Origin of the sequence: Ruegeria sp. HKCCD6119 (assembly GCF_013110585.1) — a bacterium.
Lineage (GTDB): Bacteria > Pseudomonadota > Alphaproteobacteria > Rhodobacterales > Rhodobacteraceae > Ruegeria.
The window spans coordinates 1296298-1309937 of sequence record NZ_WVQV01000001.1; the positions used below are offsets into that span (position 1 = coordinate 1296298).

11 protein-coding genes and 2 tRNA genes are annotated in these 13640 nt (G+C 59.1%); 6 read left to right on the forward strand and 7 right to left on the reverse strand.

Annotated features, from left to right (window positions below; translation table 11 throughout):
• Nucleotides 1–33: 33 nt before the first annotated feature.
• From glpX to GS611_RS06525, 4 genes are all read left to right on the forward strand, one after another.
• A complete protein-coding gene (gene glpX / locus GS611_RS06510) occupies nucleotides 34–1017 on the forward strand; it encodes a class II fructose-bisphosphatase (protein WP_171633455.1) in 984 nt (327 codons plus the stop codon).
• Nucleotides 1018–1110: 93 nt separating this feature from the next.
• Nucleotides 1111–2853 carry a single-stranded-DNA-specific exonuclease RecJ gene (recJ, locus tag GS611_RS06515; protein ID WP_171633458.1) on the forward strand — a complete coding sequence of 581 codons (1743 nt, stop codon included), beginning with the start codon at nucleotides 1111–1113 and terminating at the stop codon, nucleotides 2851–2853.
• 98 nt (nucleotides 2854–2951) lie between these two features.
• Nucleotides 2952–3026 (forward strand) — tRNA-Glu (locus GS611_RS06520).
• A gap of 24 nt (nucleotides 3027–3050) precedes the next feature.
• A tRNA-Glu gene (locus GS611_RS06525) sits at nucleotides 3051–3125 on the forward strand.
• A gap of 10 nt (nucleotides 3126–3135) precedes the next feature.
• Here the strand turns inward: GS611_RS06525 and GS611_RS06530 are convergent.
• Genes GS611_RS06530 through GS611_RS06560 form a run of 7 tightly spaced genes read right to left on the reverse strand, consistent with a single transcriptional unit; the run spans nucleotide 3136 to nucleotide 10522 of the window.
• A complete protein-coding gene (locus tag GS611_RS06530; protein ID WP_171633460.1) occupies nucleotides 3136–4977 on the reverse strand; it encodes a V-type ATP synthase subunit A in 1842 nt (613 codons plus the stop codon).
• Entirely contained in the window at nucleotides 4974–5666 is a 693-nt protein-coding gene (locus GS611_RS06535; protein ID WP_171633462.1) for a hypothetical protein, read from the reverse strand. The genes GS611_RS06530 and GS611_RS06535 overlap by 4 nt, the downstream gene beginning before the upstream one ends.
• 1 nt (nucleotide 5667) lies before the next feature.
• The gene (locus tag GS611_RS06540) at nucleotides 5668–6345 is read right to left on the reverse strand and encodes a hypothetical protein (protein WP_171633464.1); all 678 of its coding nucleotides are present in this window, start codon (nucleotides 6343–6345) and stop codon (nucleotides 5668–5670) included.
• Entirely contained in the window at nucleotides 6345–6788 is a 444-nt protein-coding gene (locus GS611_RS06545) for an ATP synthase subunit C (protein WP_171633467.1), read from the reverse strand. The genes GS611_RS06540 and GS611_RS06545 overlap by 1 nt, the downstream gene beginning before the upstream one ends.
• Entirely contained in the window at nucleotides 6785–8581 is a 1797-nt protein-coding gene (locus GS611_RS06550; protein ID WP_171633470.1) for a V-type ATP synthase subunit I, read from the reverse strand. Before GS611_RS06550 ends, GS611_RS06545 begins: the two co-directional genes overlap by 4 nt.
• Nucleotides 8578–9183, reverse strand: a complete 606-nt coding sequence (locus tag GS611_RS06555) for a V-type ATP synthase subunit D (RefSeq protein ID WP_171633473.1) — start codon at nucleotides 9181–9183, stop codon at nucleotides 8578–8580. Before GS611_RS06555 ends, GS611_RS06550 begins: the two co-directional genes overlap by 4 nt.
• Entirely contained in the window at nucleotides 9161–10522 is a 1362-nt protein-coding gene (locus GS611_RS06560) for a V-type ATP synthase subunit B (RefSeq protein ID WP_171633475.1), read from the reverse strand. The genes GS611_RS06555 and GS611_RS06560 overlap by 23 nt, the downstream gene beginning before the upstream one ends.
• Nucleotides 10523–10767: 245 nt before the next feature.
• On the opposite strand from GS611_RS06560, the gene GS611_RS06565 reads away from it, so the two are divergent.
• Both GS611_RS06565 and GS611_RS06570 read left to right on the forward strand, forming a co-directional pair.
• Complete coding sequence (locus GS611_RS06565) at nucleotides 10768–12507, forward strand: ABC transporter substrate-binding protein (RefSeq protein ID WP_171633478.1); 1740 nt, start codon at nucleotides 10768–10770, stop codon at nucleotides 12505–12507.
• Nucleotides 12508–12589: 82 nt separating this feature from the next.
• Nucleotides 12590–13639: an ABC transporter ATP-binding protein gene (locus GS611_RS06570; RefSeq protein WP_171613596.1), complete on the forward strand. Its 1050-nt coding sequence runs from the start codon at nucleotides 12590–12592 to the stop codon at nucleotides 13637–13639.
• Nucleotide 13640: the final 1 nt, after the last annotated feature.

The window sequence follows — 13640 nt, forward strand, 5'->3', positions numbered from 1 at the left end:
GAAACGGCTTAAATGACCAGAGGATACATGACAATGAGTGCTGCCAAAACCGATTTCAACGACCGCCTGCTGTCTCTGGGGCTGGCAAGGGTGGCGGAACAGGCTGCGCTGGCCTCGGCTTCGCTGGTGGGGCGTGGTGACGAGAAAGCCGCCGATCAGGCCGCCGTAAATGCGATGCGCGAACAGCTGAACCTGCTGGACATAGCTGGCGTCGTGGTGATCGGCGAAGGCGAACGCGACGAAGCTCCGATGCTTTATATTGGCGAAGAAGTCGGCACCGGAAACGGCCCCGGCGTGGACATCGCGCTGGATCCGCTGGAAGGCACAACACTGACCGCAAAGGATATGCCCAACGCGCTGACCGTGATTGCCATGGGCCCGCGCGGCTCGATGCTGCATGCGCCCGACGTTTACATGGACAAGCTGGCTGTTGGTCCGGGCCTGCCCGAGGGTGTCGTCAATCTGGACATGTCTCCACGTGAACGGGTGGAAGCCTTGGCAAAGGCCAAGAACTGCAAGCCTGCGGACATCACTGTCTGCATTCTTGAACGCCCGCGTCACGAGGCGATGATCGCCGAAGTGCGCGAAACCGGAGCATCGATCCGCCTGATCACCGATGGTGACGTGGCAGGTGTCATGCATTGCGCAGAAAGCGAAGTGACCGGCATCGACATGTATATGGGCCAGGGTGGCGCCCCCGAAGGCGTGCTTGCCGCCGCCGCGCTGAAATGCATGGGCGGTCAGATCTTTGGTCGCCTGTTGTTCCGCAACGATGACGAGCGGGGCCGTGCTGCCAAGGCGGGCATCACCGATCTGGACCGGGTCTATTCGCGCGATGAAATGGTGACCGCGGATGTGATCTTTGCCGCAACGGGTGTAACCGGCGGCTCTCTGTTGCCGCGCATCAAGCGCGAGCCGGGTTGGGTGGAAACCACGACGTTGCTGATGCGTTCAAAGACCGGGTCCGTACGCCGCATGTCGTATCGCACCCCCACGTGGCCGCACGATAACGCCTAACGGCTTGCGCCGTTGCCTCCGGCGGGAGTATTTGGGAAAAGATGAAAAGGCCGGGTCCGAAAGGATCCGGCCTTGGTTCACAAGGGGCAGGCAATGGGTTTTCTTGGCGTAGAACAATCACTGACCGGGCGGCGCTGGGTTGGCCCGGAAGCCGAGCTGGAACGGGCTGCCGAGATGATGACACAACAGACCGACCTGCCGCGTGCGGTATGTCAGGTTCTGGCCCGTCGTGGCGTGCCGGTCATGGAGGCGCGCGGCTTTCTGGACCCCAAGCTCAAAGAGCTGCTGCCAGATCCCCGCGATATGAAGGACATGGAAACGGCGGCGGCGCGTTTTCTGGACGCCGTACGCCATCGCCAGAAAATCGCGGTGTTCGCGGATTACGATGTTGACGGCGGCTGTTCTGCCGCGCTGTTGCTGGTTTGGCTTCGGCAGATGGGGTTGCAGGCGACGCTTTATGTGCCGGATCGGATTGATGAGGGATATGGTCCGAATGTTCCGGCAATGCGGGAACTGGCAACCAGCCACGACCTGATCATTTGCGTCGATTGCGGCACGCTCAGCCATGAACCGATTGCCGTAGCCACGGGGGCGGACGTGATTGTTCTGGATCACCACCTCGGCGGCGAAACCCTGCCGGATTGCATTGCAGTCGTGAATCCCAACCGGCAAGATGAAAGCGGTGATCTGGGCTATTTCTGCGCGGCGGGTGTCGTGTTTCTGATGCTGGTCGAAGCAGGCCGCCAGCTGCGCGCGGCAGGCGCAAAAGGGCCTGACCTGATATCGATGCTGGATCTGGTGGCCCTGGCAACCGTAGCTGACGTTGCGCCTTTGATCGGTGCCAATCGCGCCCTGGTTCGACAAGGCCTGAAAGTGATGGCGCAAAGGCAACGCCCCGGACTTGTCGCGTTGTCCGATGTCTCGCGCATGGACACGGCGCCCAACAGCTATCACCTGGGTTTTCTGCTTGGCCCCCGCGTGAACGCAGGCGGTCGCATCGGGCAGGCCGATCTGGGCGCCCGCCTGCTGAGCACGGATTCCCTGCACGAGGCACAGGCCCTGTCCGAACGTCTGGACGCGCTGAACACGGAACGCCGGGATATTGAAAACGCCGTGCGCGCCGCCGCGATGGAGCAGGCCGAGGGTCGCGGGCTCGACGCGCCCCTGGTCTGGGCCGCCGGTGAAGGCTGGCATCCGGGTGTGGTGGGCATCGTGGCGTCTCGTTTGAAGGAAACCGCCAACCGTCCGGCCATCGTGATCGGCTTTGACGGTGATGAGGGTAAAGGCTCGGGGCGTTCGGTCTCGGGCGTGGATCTGGGGGCGTCGATCCAGCGGCTCGCGGCCGAAGGGTTGCTGGTCAAGGGTGGCGGTCACAAGATGGCCGCTGGGCTAACCGTCATGCGCGACAAACTGGAACCCGCCATGGAACGCCTCAGCGAGCTGCTGGCAAAACAAGGCGCAGGTCAGGGCGGCCCTGCCGATATGAAGCTGGAAGGCGCCCTCATGCCGGGTGCCGCGACAGTGGACCTTGTCCAACAGATCGAACAGGCCGGACCGTTTGGCGCCGGAGCCCCTGCCCCGCGATACGCACTTCCGGATCTTCAGGTGCGTTTTGCCAAACGTGTCGGGGAAACGCACCTGAAGTTGTCATTATCCGATGGCATGGGTGGTGGGCTGGATGCGATTGCCTTTGGTGCCTTTGACGTTCCGATGGGCGAGAGACTGTCAAATCATGGTGGCGCACGCTTTCATTTTGCAGGCCGGCTTGAGGTGAACACCTGGGGCGGGCGGCAATCCGTGCAGCTCAGGCTCGAGGACGCGGCAGAGGCAAATTGACGTCTCGCTCGGACGGCATAAAAAACTTTCTCATCCCTGCGTTTTTCGGCTTGCGGGGGTCACGGTGAAACCGTAAAAGGCCCTCCACAAGCCAGCGTGGCCCGTTCGTCTATCGGTTAGGACGCCAGGTTTTCAACCTGGAAAGAGGGGTTCGATTCCCCTACGGGCTACCACTTGCGCTTGCGTCACTACCAAGTGGCCCGTTCGTCTATCGGTTAGGACGCCAGGTTTTCAACCTGGAAAGAGGGGTTCGATTCCCCTACGGGCTACCATTTCTCCTGATCAAACCCCAAACTTTTCTCGGCACAGGTTCTCGATCTTTTGCCAGGTGGATTTGTATTCGGGTGTGTTTTCTGCCGCGTAGTGAAAGTTTTTCATCAGCCCGGTCAGTTGCGTAAACACCTGCCTTACCTCGGCTTTGTCCGAGAAGACCGCTTTGGATTGCGTCACATCGTACACAAGCTTGAACGTCTTTATCTGCCGTTCAAGCGGCACTGTCGCATCGACTGTGTCAAATGCGTCCTGCTGCAAGTAGACCATATCGACGAACAAGGCTTTCTGTTGGGTTACAAAGTCGTCAATTGTGACGCCCTCTTCCCCAGTGACCTGCATCATCTGATCGACCTGTTCGCCTTTTTCGATCAGGGCCAACAGGGTGCGCACTTTGGCTGTCCACCCCGGTTCGGCGTTCCTGTCATACCAGTCGGACAATTGGTCAGTATACCGAGACCAGCTGAGCATCGGATCGACCGCTGGATAAAATCGCTTGTAGGCGCGTTCGGATGACAACCCGAGGAAACACTTGACCGTCGACAAGGTCGACTGGGTTACCGGCTCGTCAAAATTGCCTCCAGCAGGCGAAACCGTTCCGATCAGCGTCAGGCTGCCAAGATCGCCGTCATTCGTTTTCAGCGCCCCGGCACGTTCATACAAACCCTTGATCGAGCTTTCCAGATAGGCCGGGAACCCCTCTTCGCCCGGGATCTCTTCGAGCTTGCCCGAGGTCTCGCGCATGGCTTGCGCCCACCGGCTGGTGCTGTCGGCGATCAACAAGACATCATAGCCCATCTGGCGGTAGTATTCCCCCAACGTGATCCCGGTGAAGATCGACGCCTCGCGCGCGGCAACCGGCATGGATGACGTGTTGCAGATGATGATCGTCCGATCCATCAGGCTGCCACCGGTGGTTGGATCGGTCATCTTCGGAAATTCCTCGATGGTCTCGACCACCTCACCTGCACGTTCGCCGCAGGCCACGACGATCACGATATCAACTTTCGCGTTCCGTGCGATCAGGTTTTGCAGCACGGTCTTGCCCGCACCGAACGGCCCGGGAATACAGGCGGTGCCGCCGCGTGCAATCGGAAAGAACGTGTCGATCAGCCGTTGCGACGTCAGAACCGGTTCCGTGGGATACAACCGCTCGGACAGTGCGCGCTTCAGTATGTTTTCCGGCAATGGTCGCCGAACCGGCCATTTCTGCAAAAGCGTCAGCGTATGCTCGCCACCGTCTTCGTCTTCCAGGCGGGCCACGATGTCATGGATCGTGGCCGCGCCTTTTTGCACCCAGACCACCTTGTACGCGCCGGTCCAGTTGAACGGCAGCATGATCTTGTGGCTGAAATGGCCTTCGGGCACCGTTCCGATACTGTCCCCGGCAGTGACCGTGTCGCCCACCTTAACGGACGGCGTAAAGGACCATTTCGCGTTTTCATCCAAGGGCGCGACATCTGCGCCGCGCGGCAGGAAGGTACCAAATGCTGCCGCCACCTTGGGCAAAGGCGACTGCAACCCGTCAAACACCTGCCCCAGCAGCCCCGGACCCAGCTCTACCGACAAGAGCTGACCTGATTGCTCCACCGGGTCGTCGACCGCCACCCCATCAGTGCTTTCATAGACCTGAACGTCCGCCATATCCCCACGTACGCGCAGCACTTCGCCCTTGAGCCTTTCCTGACGCCCACCGGGACCGGAACGCGAAGGCAATATGTAAACCACTTCGTTTTTGACCAGTTGACCGGGGTGGCCGGTCGCGTCCGGATTGGCCTGTATCCGCACAAGCCCTTCCTGAACCAGGACGACGCGTGCGGTCGATGAATGTTTGGCTGAGATTGGGGCTGTCATGCGCTTGCTCCCTCAAAATCGACATCAGCGAAGTCGGCCATGGCCTGTTGTGCCAGTTTCTCAAATCTCTTGGCGGCTTCCGCAGCGCTGCTTTGCGCCCAGCGGTCGAAGATGTTCCAGATCAGAACGTAGATGGCGACCGCCTCGAAATCGAACATGTGACGAGCCGCGTGCCGCTTGAGCTGCTTGTGGCTTATCGACAAAAGCAGACGTTCCAGACCCAGCGGATCGTCGTTTTCCAGCAATTGAGTTGCCTCTTTCATCCAGGGCATGAGCCGTTCCAGCCGAAAGCTGGGATCACCCCAATTGGCGGGGATGTGGCGGCTCCATCGTCCGACTCCGAAGGCGCCTGAAGGTGCTGGTTCTCCGCGTTTCCGCAATCGCAGCGCCGCGACCACAGAGCGTAGTTCCATGCGGTCCATGAGGAGTTTACGCAAGGTGGGCTGAGGGATGTCCACCATCGCTTGTTTGCAGCGCTGGATCGCCTGTACGTCGGTGACATCCATGTCGTAGGCGTTCCAGCTCAACGCGTGCTCGAGGATCTTTAGAACTTTGCTGTCCTCCGGTGTCAAAGCCGTCAATCGACGGTCCAGCCTGATACGTGACAAGGGCGGCTGCCTGTCAACGAACAACCGTTCCGAACCCGGAAGGCTGCACATCAACGCGATATAGGCGTCCTGCTTTGACATCTCAGCGGATGACCCCTTCCAGAACGGCGCGGAACCGGGGCTGCAAATGCTCCATCAACAGCGACGCCACCGCCTTATCCGTCAGGTCCAGAACAACACCCTGATCTTCTGCGCGAACGCGGATGCCTTCCTGCACGTCATCGGCTGCGTGCAACTCGATATTCTCGCGCAGCATCTTCGCAGTCAGCCCAAGAACATATTTTGTCAGCTTGCCGGATTGAATGTCATCGGCGTTTTGCTTGATGTCTTCCTGCGTGGCGACCCGGGCAGGAAGAACGACGGAAACCCTGCCATTCAAATTTGCACCTTCCCCGGCCCGGCCTACCACCTCGAGGATCATCTGCCTCAGAAGCTCGGGATCGGACATCTCTTTGGTCACGAGGCGTTCGACGTCTGCCCTGAAGCGATCCGTCAGACCCGCCTTCATGGTCAGCACGGCATCCCGCATCGCCGTGTTCAATGCTTCTTCGCCGGCGGCCCTGTAATTATCTGTCTCCGTGCGGGCTTTCTTTTTCAACTCATCGGCTTCGCGCTTTGCCTCTGCCACGATGCGCGCGGCTTCGGCCTTGGCGTCTGCGCGCAATTTCTCGGCTTCGGCCTGACCAGCGGCAACCCCATCGTTGCGCAATTTGTCGATCAGCGCGTCAACCCCATGCGCAATCGTTCTGTCTTGTGCCATCAGCTGATCCCCGCACTGATGACCAACGCAAACACGAACGCAAAAACACCAAACCCTTCGATGATCGCGGCAGGGGCCAGAGCAAGGCCAAAAATCTCGGGCTTTTCCTTGGTCGCATTGATCGCAGCTGCACAGGCCCGACCCTGCCAAATGCCGCAAAACATCAGCGCGATACCCGACAGGATGCCAATTCCGAACAGACCGCCCGCGTTTTCAGGTGTCACGTCGCGGTTCAGGGTGAACATGATGACTATCCCATAGATGACCATCGTTGAGGGAAACGCGGATACACCCACGAAACGGCCATAGCCGCCCTCGGTTTCCGTCATGGCCCCGATACTGGCCATACCGGCGATCGAACACCCTATGGCGCTGGCCCCAGCCCCCAACGCCATTGGCGCATAAATACCCAGCCAACCCAGTGTAAGAACAAGCTCATTCATTCCTGAACCTCCTTGCGGGCAAATGGACGAAAGATGACACCTTCATCCGGCAGACCCCATTTAAAGAATTCGATGTAATTGAGACGCAAGCCGTGCACGACGCCGCTCATCATCGCGAGCGCGAAGTTTAATACATGACCTATGATCAATATCAGCAACCCAAACAGAATGCCCGGCCCCCTAAGGGCCTGCATGACCGACACCGCCAGATCATTGAACGTGATCGCCAGCGAGGCCGAAGCAAGGCCCAACGCGAAAAGACGCATATAGCTGAGAACATCCCCAAACGCGCCCATCGCCCCGGCAAGGCTTTGAACCCCTTCGAGCAAACGCCAGATCCAGTCCATCGGCCGCTGGATGACCCGCTCGCTGGAAAACAGGACAATCGCCACGATGCCGGCGGTCAGGATAGCTGCGCCCGGCACCGGCGACTTGCCGTTCATGTAGCCGAGCCAAAGGACAAACCCGCCGATCAGGGCCGCAATCCAGCCCAGATTGGCAACCGCCTTGCGTTGCCCCCACGCCACACGGGCCGCAAGGGCGTTGGCCAGGACAAGGTGGATAACGCCAACGACGATCGAGACCATCATCATCGCGCCGAAATCGTTCAAATCCAGCACCTTGAGCCTTGCCCAAATCGAGTCCGCAGCCGGTGATACCCCAAAATAGCTGCCCACCATGACCCCGTAAAATATCGTAACAGCCGAGATGATCAGGCCGAACAGACGCCAAGATCTTTGACCAGCGGTGCGGTCCATCCGTCTCCAAAAGGCCAGCACCGCCAGCAGGATGACAGCACCGTACCCGGCATCCGCCACGATCATGGCAAAGAAGATCGCGAAGGACGTTGAGACGATGACGCTGGGATCCCAGTCCTGATATCCGGGCACTTGATAGAACAGCGCCAGATCGACAGCGGCCCTGCGGTTTTCAGGCTGCTCCAGCAAGGTCGGAGGCGCGTCGCCCGGCCCCGGATCTTCAATCAGGACGGCCGAGCCCTTGGCGTTTGCCATGGCAAGAACAGCATCCACCTGATCCACGGGAACCCACCCCTGCAAAGCAAATAGTGCCTCTTCGTCGCGTACTTTCTGCGTTGCATGGGCAAGCTCGGCGGCACTTTCGGCGACGGACAGGTTCCGGCGCATCAATGTCAGATAGCGCGTCAGCGCCACGCGTTCGGCTTCCAACGCCTCGAGGGCGATCTCAGCCTCTTCCAACTGGGCCTCAAGCTCGTGTACCGGCAGCGAACCGACATGGGTTCGCGGAACAGGAAGAACACCATCATCGGGTTCGTCAGGTGAAATCAGAACGGCGTAAAGGTACCGGTGATCTTCCTCCAATATTGCCCAAGGAAGCTTGACCTCGGACATGGCATCCCGGTGCTTCAGCGGCAGCTGATAGAACCACAGCCTGTTGCCAGCCAGCACATCGGTCGGCGGAAAATCCAAATCACCCCAGGGTCGCACCTGGGCGATGCGATGCGCCAGAAAGTCACGCCGGTCCATCGTATCCCGAACGCGCTGCATGAGGTCGGTCACCTCGCGCACGAAACGATCCATGTCGAAATCAGGCGCACGCTGGACCTGGCGGCGCGGGTCAGGCACTTCTGCAAGGAAACGCAATGCCTTATACGCCTCTCTTGCACCGCGCTCACTGATCTTTTCCGGCTCTTTCGGTGCGGGAACAAGCGGCAAAACATGCATGCAGCCAAGGGCCTGAAGCGCCTCAAGCGTTTCCGCCTTTCGGGCAGCAGGCCCGATCAGAGACATCTTTTTCAGACGCGCAACGCTCATATCAAAGCCTCCTGCGCGTGTTTGCGTTTCGATATCTTCGACCGCACAACGGCCTGCATCTGTTCGTCGCTCAGGTAAATGCGGATTTTCTTGATGTTGGCTTTGGCGCGCGGGATCAGAACCTTTTCGAACAAGTTGACCCGCTGGGTAATGGTGGCCACCGCCTTGTCAAAGATGCGAACGCGTTCTTCGGCAATCTTCACCCGCACCCGCGCTTCGATGACGTCGTGCAGCAAAAGCGCAGCGGCATCGACCCAATGGGGCTTGGCCAAAACGGAATACGGGCGCACCACCAACTCGATCCGATCAAGGTCAGGCAGTTTGACCCCTACCACATTGACCTCTTTGACCTTGTAGTCCTTGAGTTTGACCAGCCCATCCAGAGCGACACCCTGCTGGGCCAGCATCGGCAGCTTTTCGCCAACCTGCTGCACCAACGCCTGCACATTTTGCTCAAGGCGGTCGACCTCTTCCCGGGCCCGGAGCCGTTCAGCCATCAACTGTTGTCTCTTCAGGTCCAGCGACGGCAAGAACCGCTCATAGCTTTTCAGCTGCGTCTGCTCGCGCGCAAGCGACGATTTATTCAGCTGCAACCGCGCCATTGGCATCCTTCGGGAAATACTTGTCGATCAACGCCTGCTTCATCAGCAACTGTTCCGGCGCAAAACACTCTGCCAGCGTCTTCCAGCCGACATCCAGCGCCTCTTCCAGCGGGATCGAAACATTGATGTCCATGAACCGAGACCGGAACAGGCCGCCGAATTTCAGCAATTGGTGATCATAGTCTGACAGGTCGAAGGCCATCGCCTGTTTTTGCGAGGCATCGCGGCTTTCAGAATAGAAACGGATCATCGTGTTCATGATCTGCCCGTGATCTTCACGGGTGCTCTTGCCGATCACGTTCTGCTTGAGGCGCGACAGGCTGCCGAACGGATCGATCACGCCGGAATGCAGATAGAACTGCCCTTCGGTGATATAGCCGGTGTTGTCAGGCACCGGGTGGGTTACGTCGTTGCCGGGCATGGTCGTGACGGTCAGAACCGTGACCGACCCGCCTTTGGCATAGTCACAGGCTTTTTCGTATCGGCGCGCAAGCTGCGAATACAGGTCCCCCATATAGCCGCGCTGAGATGGCACCCTCTCCTGACTGATGCCTACCTCTTTCATCGCGTCAGCATAGGCGGTCATGTCCGTCAGCAGGACCAGCACGCGTTTGCCCTCTTCCACAGCGAACTTCTCGGCCACTGCCAATGCCATGTCCGGCACCAGCAGACGTTCGACCAAAGGATCCATCGCCTGATTGACGAACATGACGGTGCGCGAAAACACACCCGCATCTTCGAAAGAGGTGCGAAACGTGTGGTAGTCGTCAAAAATCAGCCCCAGCCCGCCAAAGATCACGATATCCGCGTCGGCCTGAATACCGATTCGGCTGAGGAACGCGTTGAATGGCTCGCCTGAAACCGAGAAGATCGGAATTTTCTGGCTCTCGACCAATGTGTTGAACACGTCGATCATCGGCACATCCGTGCGGATCATTCTGTTTGGAACCGCGCGTTCCGCCGGGTTGACGGTCGGTCCGCCAATATCGATGTGCGGTTCCGCAGACAGGTCGGGGCCTCCATCAATGGCCACACCGGCGCCATCAAAAACGCGGCCCAGAATGTTGGCCGAATAAGGTGTCTGCATTGGGTGACCGAGAAAGGTTGCCGTTGCTTCGGTCGATATGCCCTTGGTGCCGGAAAACACCTGCAACGTGACGATATCCCGGTCGATGAAGATCGTCTGGGCCAATGTTTTTCGGCCATCCACCGTCTCGATCACAGCGAGGTCGTTGAACCGGACAGCCGACTCTCCTTTGTTCTGGATCGGAACCCGGACTTTGATTGTGTCCCCGACGATTTCCAGAACACGCGTGTACTTCAACAGACTTCGGGACATTGCTTATCCTCACTGTTCCAAGTCGTTTTTCGTAATTCGCGCCGCACGTCTCAGCGGTAATTTTTGTAATGACAATCCTAGCTTACAACGAATTCAAAAATTGGCAAACGAGTTCGGCCCCGCCCCTTTCGAAATGCCTGAACGTCAATTACTAAATTTTTAGTTTGACACATACGCAAGAAATCGCTGATGCTGTGCGTCATCCGGTTTCCGCCGGAGAACCATAAATTTTTGGGAGGAGACAGATGCGGAGACATCTACTTTCCGCAGTGGCGGCGGCTGCCGTCATTGCGGGGCACGGTCCTGCTTGGGCCGACGAAGCCGCAGCACAACGTTGGATCGACGACGAATTCCAGCCATCGACCTTGTCGAAAGACGAACAAATGGCCGAGATGCAGTGGTTCATCGAAGCTGCACAGCCTTACGCAGGTATGGAAATCAATGTCCTGTCCGAAGGTATCCCGACACATTCCTACGAATCCGAGGTGCTGACCAAGGCGTTCGAGGAAATCACCGGTATCAAGGTCAACCACCAGATTCTGGGTGAAGGTGAAGTGGTTCAGGCCGTTCAAACCCAAATGCAAACGGGTCGGAACCTTTATGACGGCTATGTCAACGACAGTGACCTGATCGGCACCCATTCGCGTTTGCAGCTGGCCTATCCGCTGACGGACATGATGGGCGGTGACTGGGCCGCGACGACTTCGCCGACGCTGGATCTGGATGACTTCATGGGCATTCAGTTCACCACCGGACCGGACGGCAAGCTGTATCAGCTGCCCGATCAGCAGTTTGCGAACCTGTACTGGTTCCGCAAGGACTGGTTCGATGATGAGGCGAACAAAGCCGCGTTCAAAGAAAAGTACGGCTATGATCTGGGCGTTCCGGTCAACTGGTCCGCGTATGAAGATATCGCCGAGTTCTTCACCAATGATGTGAAAGAAGTCGATGGTACCACGATCTACGGCCACATGGATTACGGCAAGCGCGCGCCCGACCTCGGATGGCGCATGACCGATGCCTGGCTGTCGATGGCCGGTGCCGGCGACAAGGGCGAACCGAACGGTGTGCCTGTCGACGAATGGGGCATCCGCATGGAAGCGGGCACCTGTAACCCTGTTGGCGCTTCGGTGTCGCGTGGTGGTGCTGCAAACGGTCCGGCTGCGGTTTATGCGATCCGGAAATGGGATGAATGGCTGCGGGCCTATGCGCCTCCGGGTGCCGCGTCTTATGACTTCTACCAGTCGCTGCCCGCACTCAGCCAGGGCAATGTGGCCCAGCAGATCTTCTGGTACACGGCCTTCACTGCCGACATGGTCAAGCCGAAGTCCGAAGGCAACAACACCGTGGATGACGAAGGCACGCCGCTGTGGCGGATGGCACCCAGCCCGCACGGCCCCTATTGGGAAGAAGGCCAGAAGGTTGGCTACCAAGACGTGGGGTCCTGGACGTTCCTCAAATCGACCCCCTCGGATCGTGCCCAGGCAGCCTGGCTTTATGCCCAGTTCGTGACCTCCAAAACTGTCGACGTGAAGAAGTCCCATGTGGGTCTGACCTTCATCCGCGACAGCTCGGTCAACCACGAGTCGTTCACCGAACGCGCACCCAAGCTGGGTGGTCTGGTCGAGTTCTACCGCTCGCCTGACCGCGTGGCATGGTCGCCGACTGGCATCAACGTGCCGGATTATCCGAAGCTGGCCCAGATCTGGTGGCAGCAGATCGGTGACGTGAACTCGGGCGCCTTCACCCCGCAAGAGGCGATGGATCGTCTGGCCGAAGAGATGGACATCACCATGGCCCGGATGCAGGCCGCGGATGAAAGCGCCGGTGTCTACGGCGGCTGCGGTCCACGCCTGAACGAGCCGCAGGATCCGTCCTTCTGGTTAGAAAAAGCAGGTTCGCCCAAGGCCAAGCTTGAGAACGAAAAGCCGCAAGGCCAGACTGTCAACTATGACGAACTGGTTCAGCGCTGGCAATCTCAGTAAGCCGTTGAAACCCGGGGGTGCCGCATCAGGCACCCCCACTTCAAGACCAGTGCATTGCACTGAAGGACCGGAACCCACGGACATGATCGAACTTCAAGACGCGACCAAAAGGGTCGGCAACGTCATACATATCAAGCCCACAAACCTGACCCTTCAAACAGGCCACTTCAACGTGCTGCTGGGCGCGACGGGCTCGGGCAAGACCTCTCTGATCAAGATGATGGCCGGGCTGGACCCGATCGCCTCGGGCAAGGTCCTGATGGATGGGCAGGACGTCACACGGCTGAATACGCAGAAGCGAAAAATCAGCCTCGTGCACCAGTTCTTCGTGAACTACCCGCATATGACCGTATTCGACAATATCGCCTCGCCATTGCGCGTGGCAGGCATGGCGCAATCCGAGATCGAAGGTCGCGTGGAAGAGGCCGCCGACCTGCTGCAATTGCGACCGATGCTGCACCGCCGCCCGCACGAGCTGTCGGGTGGGCAACAACAACGCACAGCGCTGGCGCGTGCCATTGCCAAAGAAAGCCGCGCCGTGTTCCTTGACGAACCGCTGGCCAACCTTGACTACAAACTGCGTGAAGAACTGCGCGAGCAGCTGCCCGACCTGTTCGCAGGTCGCGGGGCCGTGGTGGTCTATGCCACGTCCGAGCCCGAAGAGGCGCTGCTGCTGGGCGGCTACACCGCCCTGATGGAAGATGGCCGCGTGACCCAGTTCGGGCCAACCGCTGACATCTATCGCAACCCCGAGAACATCGCCGCCGCGCGGGTCTTTTCGGACCCGCCGATCAATGTCGCACGCATCACCGTTTCCGCTGCGCAGGCGCAACTGGCTGGAGGAGGTGGCTGGGCCGTAACCGACATGGCCGACGGAGATTACATGGTCGCGGTGCGGCCGCATCGCGTGACGCCGTTCCGTACGTCTGACGCGGACGTGGAACTGACCGGCCGAGTGATCGTGACCGAGCTTTCGGGCTCGGATTCCAGCGCGCATTTCCAGCATGGCGAAGACGCTTGGGTGTCGCTGGCCGCCGGGGTCCACCCCTATCAGGTGGGCGAGGACCACACATTCTTCATGAACCCGGCCCATTGCCGGTATTTCGGCCAAGACGGCAAAAGGGTGGCCTGAC